This is a genomic window from Dyella sp. A6 (assembly GCF_036320485.1).
Lineage (GTDB): Bacteria > Pseudomonadota > Gammaproteobacteria > Xanthomonadales > Rhodanobacteraceae > Rhodanobacter_A > Rhodanobacter_A aluminiiresistens.
This window is the reverse complement of record NZ_CP132911.1, coordinates 3,068,976-3,087,899: the sequence shown is the minus strand read 5'-3', so window position 1 is coordinate 3,087,899 and position 18,924 is coordinate 3,068,976. Positions and strand designations below refer to the sequence as shown.

The window sequence follows — 18,924 nt, the reverse complement described above, 5'->3', positions numbered from 1 at the left end:
CCCCTCCTGGGTCGCGACCGGCTTTTTTGAAGTTCGTATACGTAACGACGGCTGCTCCGCAGAAATTGTCAGGAAGACGGTTCTGCGGACAGGCATCCGCGGAGATCGAGTCGATGAAATTTTCCCTGCTCTCATGCGGCGCGCTGGCGGTGATGCTGGCGCCCCATGCCTTTGCGGTGCAAACGTCGCCCACCAGTTCGACCGAACATCGTCTCACCGCACGCCAGATGGACATGGCCTGGCAGAAGGCCACGGCCAAGTACGAACCGGAACGGCGCAGGATCCTGTCGCGGGTGGAACGTGGCATGGACAACGGGCCGTACAAGGCTGACTGGGCATCGTTGCAGCATTACCGCGCGCCGACGTGGTACGACAACGCGAAGTTCGGCATCTTCATTCACTGGGGCGTGTATTCGGTGCCGGCATTCGGCAGCGAGTGGTATTCGCGCCGGATGTACAAGAGGGGGTCGAAGGAGTTCGACCACCATGTCGCCACCTATGGGCCACAGGCGAAGTTCGGCTACAAGGACTTCATTCCCAGGTTCAAGGCGCAGCATTTCGATCCGTCGGCATGGGCTCGATTATTCCGTGCCGCGGGCGCCCGCTACGTGGTGCAGGTGGCCGAGCACCATGACGGTTTCGCGATGTACAACTCCAAGTTGTCGGACTGGACCGCGGTGAAGATGGGCCCGAAGCGCGACCTGGTCGGTGCGCTGGAAAAGGCCGTTCGCGCACAGGGGCTGCACTTCGGGGTTTCCTCGCACCGTGCCGAACACGACTGGTTCTTCGACACCGGGCGGCAGATCGATTCCGACGTGAACGATCCTCGTTACGCCGGGCTGTACGGGCCTGCCGAGCCGCGCATCTACGACGGTAACGACATGCATCTGGCCAAAGACTGGACGTATGTCTCTCAAGCTTTCCTCGATGACTGGCTGGCGCGCACAGCCGAGCTGATCGACGACTATCACCCGGACCTGATCTATTTCGACTGGTGGATTGGCCAGCCGTCGTTCCGCAATACGCTGCCAAAGATGCTCGCCTACTACTACAACCGGGGGCGAAGCTGGGGTGGCGTGGTGGTCAATTACAAGCTGGGCGACTTTGCGCCAGGCGCCGGCACGCTAGACATCGAGCGTGGTCAGCTCAACGGCATCCAGGCGCGGCATTGGCAGACGGATACCTCGGTCAGCAACGACTCGTGGGGCTACGTCGAGAACGACACCTACAAGACGCCCGGTTTCATCGTGCGTCTGCTAGTCGACGTGGTCAGCAAAAACGGGAACCTGTTGTTGAACATCGGTCCGCGCGCCGACGGCACGATTCCCGCGGCCGAGCAGGGGATCCTGCACGCCATCGGTCGCTGGCTCAAGGCCAACGGCCGTGCGATTTACGACACCAGGCCGTGGCGGGTGTCGGGTGAGGGGCCGACCAAGGTCGTCAGTGGCAGCTTCCATGACACCAAAACATCGGCGTACACCGCCGCGGATTTCCGCTTCACCACACGCGACGGCGATCTCTATGCCATCGAGATGGCCTGGCCCGCCGACGGCAAGGCCGTGATCCACGCGATCAAACCTACCGACCACGTGCGCGACGTGCGTCTGCTTGCCGACGGTCGCGAGGTGACCTGGAAACAGCAGGCCGACGGCCTGCACCTCGCGCTTCCGGCACGCCCGGTTGGCGAGTACGCGTACGCCTTCCGTATCGCATTCTCCAAACCGGTTTCGACCAAAGGACACCCATGAAACGCTGGCACCTCTGGCTGCTCCTGGCCGCATCGCTCGTCTGTACCCCGCTTTTCGCTGCGCAGCCGGTCGCGTTGTTCTATTTGATGAATACGCAGAAATCGCTCAACTCTTTCGAGGCGCACGTCGACAAGATCGGTCTCCTGGTTCCGACCTGGTATGGGGTGGATAACCAGGGGCTCGTCAACGGTGGTCCCGAGAAGTACGTGCTGCATATCGCGCAGGTGCATCACCTGCCTGTCATGCCGATCATTTCGATGACGGCGGGGCGCAAGGGCTTTCATGCATTTCTGCATGACGAGACCGCCAAGCGGGCGATGATCCAGTCGCTGTTGCAGCAGGGCCGTGAATACGGGTATGACGGTTTCCAGTTCGATTTCGAGAGCATCTCCTGGACCGATCGCGATGCCTACACGCTGCTGGTCAAGCAGACTGCGGAGGCACTGCATCGCCATGGCATGAAACTGTCGATCGCGGTCGTGCCCAACGCACCTGGGCATGCCGGAAAGGGCGCGTTCTCGAAGTGGATGTGGCAATACTGGCGCGGTGCCTACGACCTCTCTGCGCTGGGCAAATATGCCGACCTGATCTGTCTGATGACCTACGACCAGCACACGCGCTGGACCACGCCGGGTCCGGTCGACGGACTGCCATGGATGCTGACTCAGCTCAAATATGCCCTGAAGCGGGTGCCGGCCGACAAGCTTTCGCTGGGCATCGCGCTGTACGGCTACCACTGGTATACGGGCAACCCCGTGCGACCCGATGGCACGGAAGCGTCGAACATCAAGGCCGACTACATTGACGCCGATGCATCGATTCCGCTGGCCAGGCAGCAGAACGCAACAATCCGCTGGGATCCGATCGCGCACGAATCCTGGTACTACTTCTACCGTGACGAGATGCGTGAATGGGTTTTCATGCCTGACGCGCGCAGTTTTCATGACCGTTACCAGCTGATCGGGAAATACCACCTGGAAGGTTTTTGTGCCTGGGTGCTTGGTGCCGAGGACCCGAAGGTCTGGAACGAGCTGCCGCTCGCCCGGCATTGAGCGGAGATTCGTCGGTGAATTCGAGTCATGCCGTCGAGTCGACTGCCCGTCGCGTAGCAGGACACTGGCGCCGCCGCCTGCTCGCACGGGGCATTGCGGCACTGTTCCTGCTGGCCGGTCCTGCCTTGGCTGCGGCTGCGCCGACACCGGCCGTGCCGGCATTGATCCCGGTTCCGGCCGAGATGCAGGCGCAAGCCGGACGCTTCACTGTCGACGCACATACGGTCATCGTGGTGCCGCCCGGAGACCGGCAGGCACTGTTCGCGGCAAACTATCTCGCCAGGTCGCTGAAGCGTGTGCGGGGGCTTTCGCTACCGGTGCGCGCGCTAGCCGAGGCACCGATCGGTGCCATCGTGCTGCGACTGAATCCACACGCGCCGGTGGACAAGCGCGGCGGTTACGTGCTGCAGGTCGATGCGCAGGGTGCGACGATCGAGGCACGCGACGAGCGCGGTATCTTCTATGGAGCGATCACGCTGTGGCAGCTGTTGACCGCTCACGCGGGCCATGGCCCGGTGCGGATCGACGGCATATCGATCCACGACTGGCCGCGCTTCGCCTGGCGTGGGCTGATGCTGGACTCGGCCCGACATTTCCAAAGCGTGGACACAATCGAGCAGGTGCTCGATGCGATGGCTCGGCACAAGCTCGACGTCTTCCACTGGCACCTTACTGACGACCAGGGCTGGCGGATCCAGATCAAGCGCTATCCGGAGCTCACCCGGATCGGCGCATGGCGTACGCCGCCGGGTGCCGGTAGCCACGGCGAGCCTTTGCGGTACGGTGGTTTCTACACCCAGGCGCAGATCCGGCAGGTCGTCGCCTACGCGGCCGCCCGGCATATCGAGGTGGTCCCGGAACTGGACATGCCAGGCCATGCCCAAGCTGCCGTGGCTTCCTATCCCGGGCAGGTCGGAGTCACTGGGCGGCGGCCACCGGTGTCGGTGGACTGGGGCGTTAACCCCTATCTTTACAATGTCGACGATCGCAGCCTGCATTTCATCGAAAATGTGCTCGACGAAGTGATGGCGCTGTTCCCATCGAAGTACATCCACCTGGGTGGCGACGAGGCGATCAAGGACGAGTGGAAGGCGTCGTCCCAGGTGCAGGCGAAGATGAAGGCGTTGGGCATCAGCAACGAGAATGCCCTGCAAAGCTGGTTTACCAATCGCCTTGGCGAATACCTGCAGCGGCACGGCCGGCGGCTGATCGGCTGGGACGAGATCTTGGAAGGTGGCTTGCCGCGCACGGCATCGGTGATGTCCTGGCGGGGAACCGCGGGTGCGATCGCGGCGGCCAAGCAGGATCACGATGTGGTGCTGGCGCCGGCCGGCTGGCTGTATTTTGACAACCTGCAGACCCGTCGCGCCGATGAGCCGAGTGGCCGGCTTTCCGTCCTGCCATTGTCGAGGGTCTATCGCTTCGAGCCGATCGATCCGTCGTTGACCGCCGGCCAGGCGCGCCATGTGCTGGGTGTCGAGGCGGCGCTGTGGAGCGAGTACATGATCTCGCCGTGGCAAGTGCAGCACGCGCTGTTCCCAAGGGTCGACGCGTTGTCGGAGATCGCTTGGTCGCCGCGCAAGCAGCGAGACTGGCGTAGCTTCCTGCAACGTCTACCCGCGCAGATGCGGCGTTATCGCGCCTTCGGCATCGCGGCGGCCGACACGCCGTTCGCCCCGACATTCCACCTCGACGAAACCGTGTCGAAGGCGCTGGAAAGCGGTCACGCCATGGTCAGCCTGGACAACCAGCTGGGCTTTGGCACCCTGCGCTACACCACCGATGGCAGCGAGCCCGGCAGGCGGTCGCCTGTCTACGCGCGGCCTTTCACGGTTGCGCTGCCGGCCACGGTGCGTGCCGCGACTTTCGCGCCGGACGGCAGCGAGCTGGCTGCACCACGCGTGCGGGTATTCGACCGCGCTGCATTGCTGACCCTGCGCAACGGCCAGTTGGAGGCGTGCCCGGGCGGAAATCTCGGGCTGCGTGTGCCGCTGCTGCCCGACCTCGGTACCCGGCACACCCCGGTCTACGACATGGACCTGTTCCACGCCTGCTGGGTCTATCCGCAGGCACCGTTGGATACAGTGACCGGCATCGACGTCGACATGGCGAGGCTGGCACGCAACTACGGACTGGCACACGACCAATCCAAGGTGGTGGCCTATCCGGCACGCACAGTGCATGGTGAGCTGGAGGTGCACGAGGATCGCTGCGACGGCCCCCTGCTGGCGAGCCTGCCATTGCCGGCCGGCCGACAGCTGGGAGAGCGTTTCGCACTGCATGGGGTGTTGATGCAGAGGCAGGGTGTACACGACCTTTGCCTGCGGGTGACTGCGCCGATCGATGGACCGCTGTATGGCCTGGGCATGGTGCGGTTGTTGGAAGGCAGTACAAAGGTCGGGTCGGCAGGCCTCCGTCGTGGACATTGAGGAGATACCGATGCCGAACAGGTGCTGTCAGATAAGGCCAAGAGGTATCGCTGCCCTAACGGCCAGCGCGCTTGCAGCTCGTTGTGATCGGCTGCTGTTTTTGCTGTTAGCGCTTGGCCTGGCATGCCCTGCCGTCACGAATGCGTACACTCCGGACGATGCCGGCCGTCGTGCGGCCGCGCTGGTGGCCAGGATGACCCTGCCCGAAAAAGTGGCGCAGCTACAGAACGATGCCCCAGCCATTCCACGGCTTGGCGTTCCGGCCTACGACTGGTGGAGCGAGGGGCTGCATGGCATCGCGCGCGAAGGTTATGCGACGGTATTTCCGCAAGCGATTGGTTTGGCTTCGAGCTGGGATCCGGGTCTGCTCGAAGGTGTTGGGAAAACGGTTTCGGTCGAGGCCAGGGCCAAGTTCAATGCACTGGGTGCCGGTCGCGATCACGGGCGTTACCAGGGGCTCTCGGTGTGGTCGCCGAACATCAACATCCTGCGTGATCCCCGCTGGGGACGGGGCCAGGAAACCTACGGCGAGGATCCGTTCCTCACCGGACGCCTTGCGATAGCCTTCATCCGTGGCGTGCAAGGGCCTGATCCGGAGCATCCGCGCGCCATCGCCACACCCAAGCACTTCGCGGCACACAGCGGGCCGGAGCCGGGACGCGACAGTTTCGACGTCGACGTGTCGCCGTACGATCTGGAGTCGACCTATCTGCCGGCCTTCCGGGCCGCCGTGGTCGAAGGGCGGGCCGGTTCGGTGATGTGCGCCTACAACGCGCTGCACGGTACGCCGGTGTGTGCCGACCCCTGGCTGCTCTCCACGCTTTTGCGCAAGGACTGGGGGTTCCATGGCTACGTCGTGTCCGACTGCGATGCGGTGGGCGACATCACGCAGTTCCACCATTACCTGCCGGACAGTGCACAGTCGGCGGCGGCGGCGATCCGGGCAGGTACCGACCTGGACTGTGGCCACACCTATGCCAGCCTGGACGAAGCGGTACGCAAGGGATACGTGAAGCAGGCGGCACTCGATCGTGCGCTGATCCGCCTGTTCGCGGCCCGTTACCGGCTCGGCGAGCTGGGTCCGACCTCGGCCGACCCGTACGCCTCGATCGGTCCCAACCAGGTGGACAGCCGGGCACATCGTCAATTGGCTCTGCGTGCTGCGCTGGAGTCGATGGTGTTGTTGAAGAACGCCCACGACACCCTGCCGATGCACGCCGGCATGCGCGTGGCGGTGATCGGCCCCGACGCGGACACGGTGGAGACGCTGGAGGCGAACTACCACGGCACGGCACGCAACCCGGTGACGCCGCTCGAAGGCATGCGTAGGCGTTTCGGTGCCGGCAAGGTGGTCTATGCGCAGGGTTCGCCGATCGCGGCGCGTGTGCCGGTACCAATTCCCGAAACCGCGCTGCGCTCGCGTGGGCATGTGGGGCTCACCGGCGAATATTTCGCCGGAACGAGCTTCGTTGGCGTGCCGCGAGTGACCCGTACCGACCGCGTCGTCGATTTCGACTGGGACCAGGTGGCCCCGGCCAAGGGCTTGTCGGCCGATGCCTATGCAGTGCGCTGGACTGGCCAACTGGTGCCGCCGGGTCCGGGCGACTACACACTGGCCATCCACGTGGACCGCTGCTTCGACTGTCGTGGTCACGATCCGGTGCGTCTGTACGTGGATGGCCGCAAGGTCATTGACGATCAAGGCAATGGCAAGCACATGCAGGTGGAGCTGCACTTCGCCGGCATCGCGCCGCATGCGATCCGGCTGGAAATGGTGCACAGCGGACAGGATCAGGGCATCCGCCTGCAATGGCTGGCGCCCCCGGCCGACCAGCTTGCCGCTGCGGTGCGGGCGGCACGTTCGGCCGACGCGGTGGTCGCCTTCGTCGGTCTCTCGCCGGACGTGGAAGGCGAGGCCTTGCAGCTCGATGTGCCGGGTTTCGACGGCGGTGACCGTACCCGTATCGGCCTGCCTGCGATACAGCGTCATCTGCTCGAGCGGGTGGCGGCGACCGGCAAGCCGCTGGTCGTCGTACTGCTGTCCGGCGGTGCCGTGGCATTGAACTGGGCGCAACAGCATGCGGACGCAATTCTTGCGGCATGGTACCCGGGCGAGCAGGGCGGCCGGGCGATCGCCCAGGTGCTGGCCGGCGACTACAACCCCGGCGGGCGCCTGCCGGTGACGTTCTTCCGTTCGGTGGATGATCTACCGCCGTTCGACAGTTACGACATGCAGGGACGCACCTACCGTTACTTCAAGGGCATACCGCTGTATCCGTTCGGCTATGGACTGAGCTACACGCACTTTGTATATGCCGGCCTGAAGCTTTCCAGCGGTGCCCTGCGCGCGGGTCAGCCGCTCAAGGTCAGCGCCGTCGTGCGCAACATCGGCCAACGCGCGGGCGATGATGTGGTGCAGGTCTATCTCGATGCTCCCGGTGTGCCGCTGGCGCCGCGCCATGCGCTGGTGGGATTCCGTCGCGTGCATCTGGCGCCGGGCGAAAGCTGCGTGGTCAGCTTCACCCTGTCGCCGCGTCGATTAAGCGAAGTCGATGCTGCCGGCAGGCGTGCCGTCGATGCAGGCAGCTACCGGGTGTTCTTGGGTGGTGGCCAGCCGGGCCAAGCCGGAGGGGTGTCGGCAGGCTTCCATATTTCCGGGCATGCGGAACTGCCGAAATGATCCGTGTGCCTGTCTGTGCGATGTCCGGCCATACACGCGTTCGGAGCGTATGCAAAGGCATGCTACGCCGTGTGTCGCTGTCGGCCTGTTTTGCCCTGGCCCTGGTCGCCGGAATGGCGGCCAGAGCGGCAACCATAGAGCCGGTAACGATCGCTGGCGACCATTTCGTACGTGCGGGCAAGCCGTACCAGATCATTGCCGGGTCCATGCACTTTCAGCGCGTACCGCGCGCGTACTGGCGCGACCGGTTGGAAAAGGCACGGGCGATGGGCCTGAACACCATCACGACTTATGTGTTCTGGAATGCGGTGGAGCCGCGACCGGGCCATTTCGACTTCAAGGGGCGCAACGACGTCGCGGCGTTCCTGCGGCTGGCGCAGGCGATGGGGCTCAATGTGATCCTGCGCCCGGGACCCTATGCCTGTGCGGAGTGGGAGGCGGGCGGGTTGCCGGCTTGGCTGTTCGCCGACCCAAATCTTCATGTACGCACCCGGGATCCAGCGTTCCTGCATGCAGTGGATCGCTATTTCGACGCGCTTGGACGGCAGGTGGCACCACTGATGGCTAGTCGTGGCGGTCCGGTCATCGCCGTGCAGGTGGAAAACGAATACGGTTCCTACGGCAATGATCGTCGCTACATGGAGGACATTCGCCAGGCCCTGAAGAAGGCTGGCATGGGGAGCGACATCCTGTTCACCTCCGATGGTCCGGGCGAACTCAAGAACGATGCCATGCCTGGTGTGCTTGCCGTCGTGAACTTCGCTCCAGGCGAGGCACGCAAGGCCTTTGCTGAGCTGGCCGCGTTCCGGCCCAGGCAGCCGCGCATGGCCGGCGAATACTGGGCCGGCTGGTTCGACCAGTGGGGTGGCGCACACGCGCAGACCGATACCAGTACCCAGGCGAAGGAGCTGGCCTGGATACTGGGGCAGGGCGACTCGGTGAACATATACATGTTCGAGGGTGGTACCAGCTTCGGCTTCATGAATGGCGCAAATTTCCAGGGTGGACCGGCCGACCATTACGCGCCGCAGACCACAAGTTACGACTACGATGCGGCGCTGGACGAAGGCGGCCGGCCCCGGCGCAAGTTCATGTTGTTCCGCGATGTCATTGAGCGGGCCACTGACAAGACGCCGCCGCCATTGCCGCCAGCCCTGCCGCGGATGCGGCTTCCCATATTCACCCTGACGCAGTCGGCTTCGTTGTGGAGCAATCTGCCGGCACCAGTGCATGTCGACTTGCCGAAGCCGATGGAGCACTTCGGTCAGGCTTATGGCTACATTCTGTATCGCACCCGGCTGGATGGTCCCCACCACGGCCAACTGTATCTGGGCGACGTGCGCGACTACGCTGCCGTGTATATCGACCGGCAGCGGGTCGGCACGGTTGACCGCCGGCTGAAGCAGGTGGCGCTGGACATCGACACGGGGCCGGGCCGGCACACCCTCGACGTGCTCGTGGAAAACACTGGGCGGATCAACTACGGGCCACATCTGGCCGACGGGCGAGCTGGGCTGGTCGACCCCGTCATGTTCGATGGCAGGGTGCTGCATGGCTGGGATGTCTATCCATTGCCCATGCGCTCGCCGCGACAGATCCATGGCTGGAGCACTGTCCCGGTGACCGGGCCGGCGTTCCATCGTGGCTGGTTCGATGTGACGCAGCGTCTCGATACCTTTCTCGACGTCCGAGCCTTCGGTAAGGGCTTCGCCTGGGTTAATGGCCACAACCTCGGCCGCATTTGGTCCATTGGTCCGCAGCACTCGCTGTATCTGCCCGCACCGTGGATGCGCCGTGGCCGCAACGATGTCGTGGTATTCGACCTGCGCAGCGATGTCCGACCGACCCTGCGTGGCTTGGATACACCGCTATGGTCGACCCAAGCGAGACGGAAGTGAAGGATGTGTCGTACGCGGGCCATGACGCATTTCTCGCCAGCGGCAGTCCGGTGGCGCGCCGAGCGCTCAGCGCACCGGGTTACCCGCCCGCGGTGCGGGCAGGTAACTCGGGTATTGCCATCAGGGTGTGGTGCCCACGTTGAACAGCTGGAATTCGCGGATGCGCGCGGTGCCGGTGCTGGCCAGGATGTCCAGTCGCACCTTGGTCGTGGTCACAGCGGGAAAGTGATCGATCTTCATGTGACCGATGGCCTGCGCTCCGGCGACGGTCCTCCAGCCGTTGCCGGTCCAGACCTGGATGGCATATTTCTCGACGCGCTGCCCCACGTTCAACCATTCCATTGCAAGCGAGTGGTCGAGGGTGACCGGGTGCTTGAAGTCGACTTCGAGTGTCGCGTGATGCGAGCCTTTTGGTGCGGACCAGAAGGTGTCCTCGTTGTTGTCGAGCGCGGCGGCAACGTTAGGATTGCAGGGAAGATGGTGGCGTGCGAGGTTCTTGTCGGCACCATAGCGGGCTTTCAGTGCTTCGCCGAAGGCTTTGAGTCTGGCCACGTCGGCCGCGGGCAGCAGGCCATGTTCGTTTGGCGCGATGCCAAGCATCAGTTGGCCGCCACGGCCAACGCTGTTTTCCCAGATGTCGACCAGCTCAGCCACGCTTTTAAGCGTCTTGTTGCTATCGGGGTGCCAATACCACTGGAGCTTGTGCAGAGGCGTGTCGACTTCGACCGGTCGCCAGCGCACTTCGCCGTGACGATCGATCACGTTCCAGTTTTCGCCATGTATGCGGCCGTCCTCCTGACCGACCCAACGTACGTCACCGTAGCCAAACAGCGCGACGTCGGCGAACACCATGGTGTTCGGCTGATAAGTGCGCAGCTCGTTGACGTACTTCTTGAAAGCATAGACATGGCCTGCACTGCCAGCACCATCGAGCCACCATTCGACCAATGGGCCGTAGTTTTGCGCCAGCTCATCCATCTGGGCCATGTAGAACTTGTCATAGGCCTTGGAGTTCGCGTAGCTGGGTTCATGCCGGTCCCATGGCGAGAGATAGACGCCGAAGCCCATGCCTTCCTTGTGTGCGGCCAGTTCGGTCATCCGTACCAGATCGCCCTTGCCATGCTTCCACGGGCTGCTCTTTACCGAATAGCTGGTCTGGCCGGTAGGCCAGAGCGCAAAGCCATCGTGGTGCTTGGCGACCAGTACCACGTAGCGAGCTCCGGCAGATTTCGCTGCGCGCAGCCACTGCTCGGGATCGACGTGGTCGGGATTGAACACGGATGGGTTCGCCGTGCCGTTGCCCCACTCCTGGTTGAGGAAGGTGTTCAGGCCGAAATGCACGATCACTCCGAACTCAAGGTCCTGCCAATGCAACTGCTGCGGGGATGGTTCAACGTCGACAAAGTTTTGTGCCGTTGCCGGTATCGACCATGCGGTCGTTGCGATGGCAATGGAGATGCAAAGTGTCCTTAAGGCGGGCTTGATCATTCGTATTCCAAAAGTAGAAGTAAAGACGTCTAAATCGATTGAAGATTAAAATGTCATAACCGGGCTTTGTCAATGAAAAATAGTATGTTTATCAAGGTATTCCGTTACTCGGCTTGCCTCGTCTTCGTGTGCTTTATGGCGCCGTCATTTTCTGCGTCTAGGTCGCATGGATCGATCGTTCTCAAGGAGTTCGTAAGCATCTCTCCGCCAACGCCGAGGTGTCATGCGTCGACCATTGTGGATACGCCGGCTGGACTAGTTGCCGCATGGTTTGGTGGCAAGCATGAGCGCGCACCCGATGTAGGTATCTGGTTGTCGCGCAAACCGGCTGGGGGCGGTTGGAGTCGGCCGGTCCAGGTTGCCAATGGACGGCAGCCAGATGGGAGAAGCCTGCCAACGTGGAACCCGGTACTGTTCATGCCGCGACATGGTCCGTTGTTGCTGTTCTATAAGGTTGGTCCTGATCCAGCGCACTGGTGGGGGATGGTCATGACATCACTGGACGATGGAGTGCATTGGTCCGCCCCAAGGCGACTCCCTTCAGGGTTGCTTGGTCCGATCAAGGACAAGCCCGTGCAGCTACCCGATGGCAGCATTGTCAGCCCGTCGAGCAACGAGCTAGGTGGCTGGCACATCCACTTCGAGTTGTCTGATGATGCTGGCCAGACATGGCATCTGGCTGCGCCAGTCGGTAATCCACGGCACATTGCAGCGATCCAGCCCTCTCTTTTGTACTGGGGGCCGCACCTGTTGCAGGCCATTGGACGAACAAAGCAGAACCGCGTTTTTTCGACCTGGTCACATGATGGCGGAAGACACTGGTCGAATCTGGCGCTGCTAGACGTGCGTAACCCAAATTCCGGTATCGATGCGGTGATGTTGCGCGATGGTCGTGCACTGCTCGTCTATAACCCGACGATACACGGAAAGAACTGGTGGAACGGACGGGGCACGCTTGCGGTGGCGCTATCGAAAGATGGGATTCACTGGAGGCGCGTGCTTACACTTGAACATACTCCAGGGGCAGAGTTTTCGTACCCCGCAGTGATTCAGGCAAAGAATGGTCTAGTACACATTGTGTACACATGGAAGCGCTTGCGCATAAGGCACATTGTGCTTGACCCCAAGCGGCTCTAAATAAGGCTCATCTGTGCGATGCCCGGTAGCAGGCTGTTGAGAAGCACCGTCCTGCGTCAGGCTTCATAGCCATGGTGGTCAGAAACCCGCGGATCTGTGAAGGGTTCTACCCCGTCACCACGGACGCTTCAAGCATGCCTCTGGACGCCCCGCAGGGCTGTGGCGTTGTCCGGTTTTGGCCATGAGGTGGCGTCAGGGAAGGGCGATTAGGGCCAGTTATCTGGGGTAGCCGCCGTAGCCGTTGAGGAGTGCTGTTATGGCTTGAACCGGCGACCTGGCTCCCTCCAGGATGCGGGGACAGTCCATTCGGGTGGGCTGAAAGAAATTTAAGAAAGAATTAAGTCTGCTTAAAGAAACGCGACCTATGCTCGCCCTGAGCCGGAACCCCCGGGGGGGGCCGACCGGCATACACACAAGGCATCCAAAGATGTGCCTGTCGGGGAGGGGAGAATGTCATTCCGTCGTTTCAATCTAATCGCCGTTTCAATCGCAGCAGTCCTTTCAGCAGCAACCACGCAAGCCCGGCCAGGGCCATCACCCGAGCAGCCGTTCGGAGGTGCTGCGAAGTCGGTGTCGAATGGCCAGTCATCATCAAAGTCATCGCCCAAAAAAGTTGTCACGCTGAAAGCGGTATCGGTCAAAAGTCGCTTCATTTCCGCCAAGGGCCACAGTGCATTGAAGATGGACGTATCTGCCAGGGATACGCCGTTCTCCATCTCCACCTATACAGGTGCCTTCATGCACGCGGTCGAGGCGACCAAGGTCGCCGAGTTGTATCCCTACATGACCGGGATACAGAGTGCCGGCATTACCGGTTACGACCTGGTTTTTCGTGGTTTCCAGAGCGGTGCCAACGATCAGAACTCCATCCTGGTCGATGGGCTGCCGGGGCTGGCAACGCGATTCGGCTCACCAGCAACCATCGGGATCTCGCGTATTGATGTGGTGCGCGGTCCATCCTCGGTGCTCAATGGCGAGGAACAACCGGGCGGATTCGTCAACTTGATCACCAAGAAGCCCGAGCCCTATCCCCTGTATGAGCTGAGCAGCACCGTCACCACCTACGATGGAGCCGGCGTTGGCATCGGAGACAGGCCCGGACTTGACTTCGCGGCCGATTTGACCGGTCCGCTGGACAAGGACAAGCGCTTTCTCTACAGGCTGATCATGGAAGACTCGGACAAGGATACTTACCGTCACTCCAGTTACGACCGCAACGTCTACTTCGCTCCCAGCCTGACCTGGAATATCTCGGACAGGACCAGCCTTACCGCGGCTTATCAATACCAGCACCTGCACTACAGCTACGACACCTATCTGGTCGCGCCGGACAGCAACATCAACCTCGTGGCACCGATCACGACGCGTTACCAGGAGCCAAGCGACTACGAGAAGGAGCATGGCAGCGTACTGTCGCTGTTTTTCAACCATAACTTCGGTAACGGTATCAGCTGGAACATCGACACTCGCGACGTCTGGCATACCGACCAGGCGCACGGCTTCGATGTCACAGCAATCCGCCCGGACTTGCTCCACGTCGCTCGCCGCGCACGCGGTCAGATCAACAGGCGCCGATACGATTACGTTGATACCAATCTGCATATCCCCTTCGATACTTTCGGTATCAGCCATAAGACGGTAATCGGCCTTACCGCGGGCCGCGACACTTTGGATGCCAACCGACTGCAGTTCTTCAATGCGCCGGCCAAGGGTCCTGAATCGCTGGATATCTCGATCTACGATCCGGTGTACGGCCAAGTTCCGGCATTGTCAGATCTGCCCTTGGTGGCCAACGGTAGTGCCAAGCTACTGACAGACCGCTACTCGGTGACGGAGAGCTATGGCGTGTATTTCGCCGACATGATGAGCCTTTCCGAACACTGGAAAGCCACGCTTGGTTTGCGCTATGCGCGCAATCACGAGTCGATCGTCGAGCGGCGGGTCGCTGGCGTTCCAAGGAACAGCAAGACCAACGGAAAATTTCTGCCCATGTACGGTCTGGTCTACCAACCGAACAAGCATTGGAGCTACTACGCAAGCTACAGCACGTCTTACGTGCCGCCAGCGGCCAACGCGATCGACATCCACGGGGTCAACAGCTTTGTGCCGACGTGGGCCAGTCAGATCGAAGCAGGGAGCAAGGCCAACTTCATGGACGGTCATCTGTCGGCCACGCTGGCGCTGTTCCGTATCAACGAGAAGAACACATTCAGTCATTTCCCTTGCGCCTACGGCACCTGCTACCAGCAGTTGGGCAAGGCGCGCTCGCAGGGCGCAGAGTTCGAGGTCAATGCACGCCCCGTGGATAATTGGCAGCTGACTGCCGGCTACAGCTATACCGACGCTCGGATCACGGCATCGACCACACCGGTACAGGTGAACAGTCGCCTGCCAGACGTGCCCTACAACAGCGCGCACGTCTGGTCACGCTATGACTTCACCAACGCCTCGCTGGAAGGACTGGGCTTTGGGGTGGGCGTTATTTACAACGGCGAACGTCAGGGTTTCAGCCCAACCAAGGTGGGTGTACCAATGTTGCGGCTACCCGCCTATACCCGGGTGGATACGGCGCTGTACTACAGCCGTGGGCCGTATGTGGTGACGTTCAAGGTCGAGAATCTGTTCGACAAGACCTACTACCAAAGTGCCGGGTTCAACGGTGACATCAATCTGCTTCCGGGCACTCCACGAATGTTCACCCTCTCGGTAAGGGCTTATTTCCAATGAAACGTCATGGTGAGCGCAACACAACGCCATTGAGGCGGCGAGGCTTGGCGCTGCTGGTCGCAGTTCTTGCTGCTCCGGTGGCAGTTGCAGCACAGCGACCGTCGGCGTCACAGCAGGTTGAGTGGCTGCTGCCGGTGGCGACCACGCATCCGGTTCAGACTCATGCTCAGGATGAAGCCGGCAAGCGCGTCGGCAGGCCATTACCGCAGCCCGAGCTGCTGCAGCCGACGCTCGACGGTTCGTTGCCGCTGTTTGTGCCTGCGCATGGCGCCGACTTTCACGGTTCGATCAAGGTTGGTTGCTCCGATGTTCTGCCCGGATTGGTGAGAGCCTGGATAAGCGCGTTCCACACGTTCTATCCCAGGGTACGAGTCGATTTTGGTCCGCCCTACGAAGGGACCCACGTGGCCGGCGAAATGGATGCCGGCCGGCTCGACATCGCCTTTGTCTCACGCGAGCTCAGGCCTACCGACGTAAGTGCTTTCCGCGCACACCATGGCTATCCACCATTGAGCATTCCGGTCTCGGGCGGTTCGTATCGGCAGTTTGGTTTCCTGGATGCAGTGGCGTTCTTCGTGAACAGGCAAAATCCACTTAGCCATCTGAGCCTGAAGCAACTGGATGCCGTATTGTCGCGCACGCGACTACGCGGCGGGCAGGTCACAACCACTTGGGGCGACCTCGGCGCCAAAGGTGCTTGGGCCGCTCAGCCGATCCATGTGTATGCGATCAAACCCTGGAATGGCTTCGAGGAGTTCGTACGTCAACGCGTGCTCGATACCGGCACGCAGCGTGGACACTGGCGGAAGGACCTGCACTTCGATCCGACGGTGTTTCCGATCGCCCAGCGCGTCGCCGCCGATCCCGATGGTATCGGTTATGCAGGGTTGGCCTTCATCGACGCCCCGGTAAAGATGCTGGCGATCGGAAGCAACGGTCACTATGTGGCACCGACGTATACGAACGTCGCCATGGCGACCTATCCGTTGAGCAGGTTGGTTTACGCCAATGTGAATGTGAAGCCGGGAAGTAGCTTGCCGCCAGCTGAGCGGGAGTTCCTCCGCTTTGTGCTTAGTCGGCAGGGGCAGCAGCAGGTGCTGGACGAGGCTGTGTTCCTGCCGCTGCGTAGTAACCAGGCGGCCAGTGCTCGTGCGTTGATCGGCAACTCGGTGCAAGGGGAAGGTCGTCCATGAGAAGGCATCAACCTATCAGGTGCGGCCTGCTCGGGCTGGCTTTGGCATCGCTGTGTGGCATCTGCTCAGCCGCTACACCTGGGCAGAAACTCGTAAAGCGCTTCACGTTACCGGCTGGTGCATTGGTGCAGGCGCTGGCGTTCGGTCCTGGTGGCCACGAGGCCTATATTGCCAGAGGGAGCGAACTGCTGGCCTACGATGCGGCTACCGGGCAGATGACAGGAACGCTGGCTTTATCCGGAACCGTCGTTGACATCGCAATCGATCCTGAGCATGCCACCGGCTATGCCTTGCTTGCCGATCCTGCACGGCTGGCGAGCTTCGGTCTGCGTCCGCTGCATTTGCTATGGCAGCAATCACTCGGTGGCGGCACGCCCAAAGCCATGCTCTACGACAGCGAGGCGCGGGCGGTGTTTATCGAGCATGTACATGGATCCGGCCTGGACAAAGTCGATGCGACAAGCGGTCGTCTTCTTGGGGCGCTGAACTTGTCCGGCACTCTTGGGCAGATGGCCATCGATGAGCGCGGTACGCTTTATGTTACCGATGGCTCGAACGACGCGATCGATGCTGTCGACGAGGCGCACATGAGTGATTTGGGCGCCATTCCGCTGTCGGCTTGCAAGAACCCGAGCGGGTTGGCAATGGACCCGGTCGGTCGTCGCCTGTTTGTCGGCTGCGCAGACGGTACACGCGCGGTAATCGATACCGACATGGGCTTCACATTCGAGCATCTGCCATCTTCGATGCGCGGTGCCTCGCGCATGCTGTTCGCTTTCCATCCCTTTGGTGCCGGTGGCTGGAAGGGGGCCGCGATCGGAGTGGCCGCCAACGACCGACTGACCCTGATCCGTATGCTGGCTTTCGTGAAATACGTTGCGGCCGGCGACGATCCGCTGCCGTGGCACTGCGAAGCGATGGCCATGGACCCAGTCACCCACCAGCCATGGCTTGCGATCGGTGGTACATCCGATGTTGGGAAGGGGGCGAACAAAACGGCCGAACTATGGACATTGGGACAGGCGGAGGGGGCAAGGCCATGAGTCGACGGATGCGTTCCTTCTTGGTCACGGTTGGCCTCGTGCTGGCACTCGTGTTCTGTATGTCATCCGCCAGCGCTGCGATGCTGCCCTGGTCGGCGCTCCACGGTAAGACCGTACTGCTGGTGACCGGCTCGACTGAACCCGGCCAGCCCAATGACGATGCCTTGGTACACCAGCACCTGGAGTCACTGGGCTTCAAGGTCAAGACGGTTGATGACAATGCGCCCGAGAGTTCCGCTCTGGGCGTCAGTCTGATCGTGATCTCTTCCACCGCTAACGCCAATCGACTGGGTGATCGCTATGCCGATGTCGCGGTGCCGATCTTCACCTGGAACACCTTCGACTATCCCAATTTGGGGATGACCGGGCCTGAGTTGCACAGGGATTTCGGTGTGGTGGATCCGATCCAGCATTTCGCCGATAGCTTCATGATTCTCTACGGCTACGGGGCGAGCACGACGTCGGAGATTGGTCGGGCGGTCGGGCTCAAACCGCAGTTGTTTGGCACGCTGTATCTGGAGCCTGGTCATGCCGGCTGGGGCCGTCCTGGCCCCGGTGCCACCGTGGTCGCCGATTTCAATGGCAGTCCGCATATGGCGGCGGTGTTCACCTACGAGCGCAATGCCAGCATGCTGCAACGACGGGTAGCTCCAGCGCGTCGGGTTGGCTTCTTTCTCGGCAACGGTAATTTCCATCTGCTAACCGCGGTACATGGACCGGCAGCACACGACCCACAGATGCGGAGTTGGGCGATCGGTCTGAAATTGTTCGACACAGCTCTCCGTTGGGCAGCCAGCCCGCCCCCGCATGTAGCGCCCTACGATCCCACTGCGCTCGACGCTCGGCTCCGTAAGGCGGCGCACGGCAAGAAGGTGCTGTACGTGGAACGTGTCAACGGCGGGGAAGGGCGTGAGGCAGACCAGCACATCGTGGCACACCTGCGCAGCTTGGGTTTCGACGTGGATGTCGCCGACCAGACTGCGCCACAGTCACGTGCTGACGGCAAGGATCTGGTGCTTATTTCCTCAACCTGTTCGAAGTACAAATTGGCCAACAAGTATGCCGATGTCGCAGTGCCGGTAATTTCGATGGAGGGCCTGGACGCCGATGCACTGCATCTGGCGGGTCGCCACCGGTATGTTGACTATGGCGAGCACGGCGAGGAGCACGAAAGTGACGACCCGCCCGAGAACTATCTGGACATTGTCGGTGCGGGCAACCCGATGGCGGCAGGCCTTACGCCGGGCCTGGTGCAGTTCAGCAAACATCCAGGCGTGCTGAAGTGGGCAGTACCGACGCCCGACGCTGTGGTGATCGCGACCCTGCCCAACGCTCCAGAGCAGCGTGCGATCTTTGGCTATCCCAAGGGTTCGGTAATGGCGGATGGCTTCGTTGCACCGGCCCGGCGGGCGCAGTTGCCGATGGATAACCCTACTTACGATGATCTCACCACCCAGGGCCATGCACTGTTCGACGCTGTGGTGCTCTGGTCAATCGGCGGGTGAATCGATGTTTTACCACCTGCCGTC

11 protein-coding genes are annotated in these 18,924 nt (G+C 61.7%); 10 read left to right on the top strand and 1 reads right to left on the bottom strand.

Features of this window, described 5'->3' with window-relative positions; genetic code table 11:
- Nucleotides 1–113 precede the first annotated feature (113 nt).
- The 5 genes from RA164_RS13790 to RA164_RS13770 are packed head-to-tail and all read left to right on the top strand — an operon-like array spanning nucleotide 114 to nucleotide 9,807.
- A complete protein-coding gene (locus RA164_RS13790) occupies nucleotides 114–1,748 on the top strand; it encodes an alpha-L-fucosidase (protein WP_412731037.1) in 1,635 nt (544 codons plus the stop codon).
- Nucleotides 1,745–2,800, top strand: coding sequence for a glycosyl hydrolase family 18 protein (locus RA164_RS13785; protein ID WP_329741412.1), 1,056 nt, complete (start codon nucleotides 1,745–1,747; stop codon nucleotides 2,798–2,800). Before RA164_RS13790 ends, RA164_RS13785 begins: the two co-directional genes overlap by 4 nt.
- A 14-nt stretch (nucleotides 2,801–2,814) precedes the next feature.
- A complete protein-coding gene (locus RA164_RS13780) occupies nucleotides 2,815–5,229 on the top strand; it encodes a beta-N-acetylhexosaminidase (protein ID WP_329741411.1) in 2,415 nt (804 codons plus the stop codon).
- 10 nt (nucleotides 5,230–5,239) lie between these two features.
- Nucleotides 5,240–7,909: a glycoside hydrolase family 3 protein gene (locus tag RA164_RS13775; RefSeq protein ID WP_329743558.1), complete on the top strand. Its 2,670-nt coding sequence runs from the start codon at nucleotides 5,240–5,242 to the stop codon at nucleotides 7,907–7,909.
- A gap of 59 nt (nucleotides 7,910–7,968) precedes the next feature.
- The gene (locus tag RA164_RS13770) at nucleotides 7,969–9,807 is read left to right on the top strand and encodes a glycoside hydrolase family 35 protein (protein ID WP_329741410.1); all 1,839 of its coding nucleotides are present in this window, start codon (nucleotides 7,969–7,971) and stop codon (nucleotides 9,805–9,807) included.
- A 120-nt stretch (nucleotides 9,808–9,927) separates the two neighbouring features.
- Here the strand turns inward: RA164_RS13770 and RA164_RS13765 are convergent, their stop codons facing one another.
- The gene (locus RA164_RS13765; protein ID WP_412731036.1) at nucleotides 9,928–11,148 is read right to left on the bottom strand and encodes an alpha-L-fucosidase; all 1,221 of its coding nucleotides are present in this window, start codon (nucleotides 11,146–11,148) and stop codon (nucleotides 9,928–9,930) included.
- A gap of 282 nt (nucleotides 11,149–11,430) precedes the next feature.
- On the opposite strand from RA164_RS13765, the gene RA164_RS13760 reads away from it, so the two are divergent.
- The 5 genes from RA164_RS13760 to RA164_RS13740 all read left to right on the top strand — a co-directional run bounded on the left by RA164_RS13760 (nucleotide 11,431) and on the right by RA164_RS13740 (nucleotide 18,900).
- A complete protein-coding gene (locus RA164_RS13760) occupies nucleotides 11,431–12,432 on the top strand; it encodes a sialidase family protein (protein WP_329743557.1) in 1,002 nt (333 codons plus the stop codon).
- Nucleotides 12,433–12,882: 450 nt separating this feature from the next.
- Nucleotides 12,883–15,159, top strand: coding sequence for a TonB-dependent siderophore receptor (locus RA164_RS13755; RefSeq protein WP_329741408.1), 2,277 nt, complete (start codon nucleotides 12,883–12,885; stop codon nucleotides 15,157–15,159).
- Between the two features lie 44 nt (nucleotides 15,160–15,203).
- Nucleotides 15,204–16,352, top strand: a complete 1,149-nt coding sequence (locus tag RA164_RS13750) for a PstS family phosphate ABC transporter substrate-binding protein (protein ID WP_329741407.1) — start codon at nucleotides 15,204–15,206, stop codon at nucleotides 16,350–16,352.
- On the top strand, nucleotides 16,349–17,395 hold the full coding sequence (locus tag RA164_RS13745; protein WP_329741406.1) for a hypothetical protein: 1,047 nt from the start codon (nucleotides 16,349–16,351) through the stop codon (nucleotides 17,393–17,395). Before RA164_RS13750 ends, RA164_RS13745 begins: the two co-directional genes overlap by 4 nt.
- Complete coding sequence (locus RA164_RS13740; protein WP_329741405.1) at nucleotides 17,392–18,900, top strand: HAD family hydrolase; 1,509 nt, start codon at nucleotides 17,392–17,394, stop codon at nucleotides 18,898–18,900. The genes RA164_RS13745 and RA164_RS13740 overlap by 4 nt, the downstream gene beginning before the upstream one ends.
- The last annotated feature ends 24 nt before the right edge of the window (nucleotides 18,901–18,924 follow it).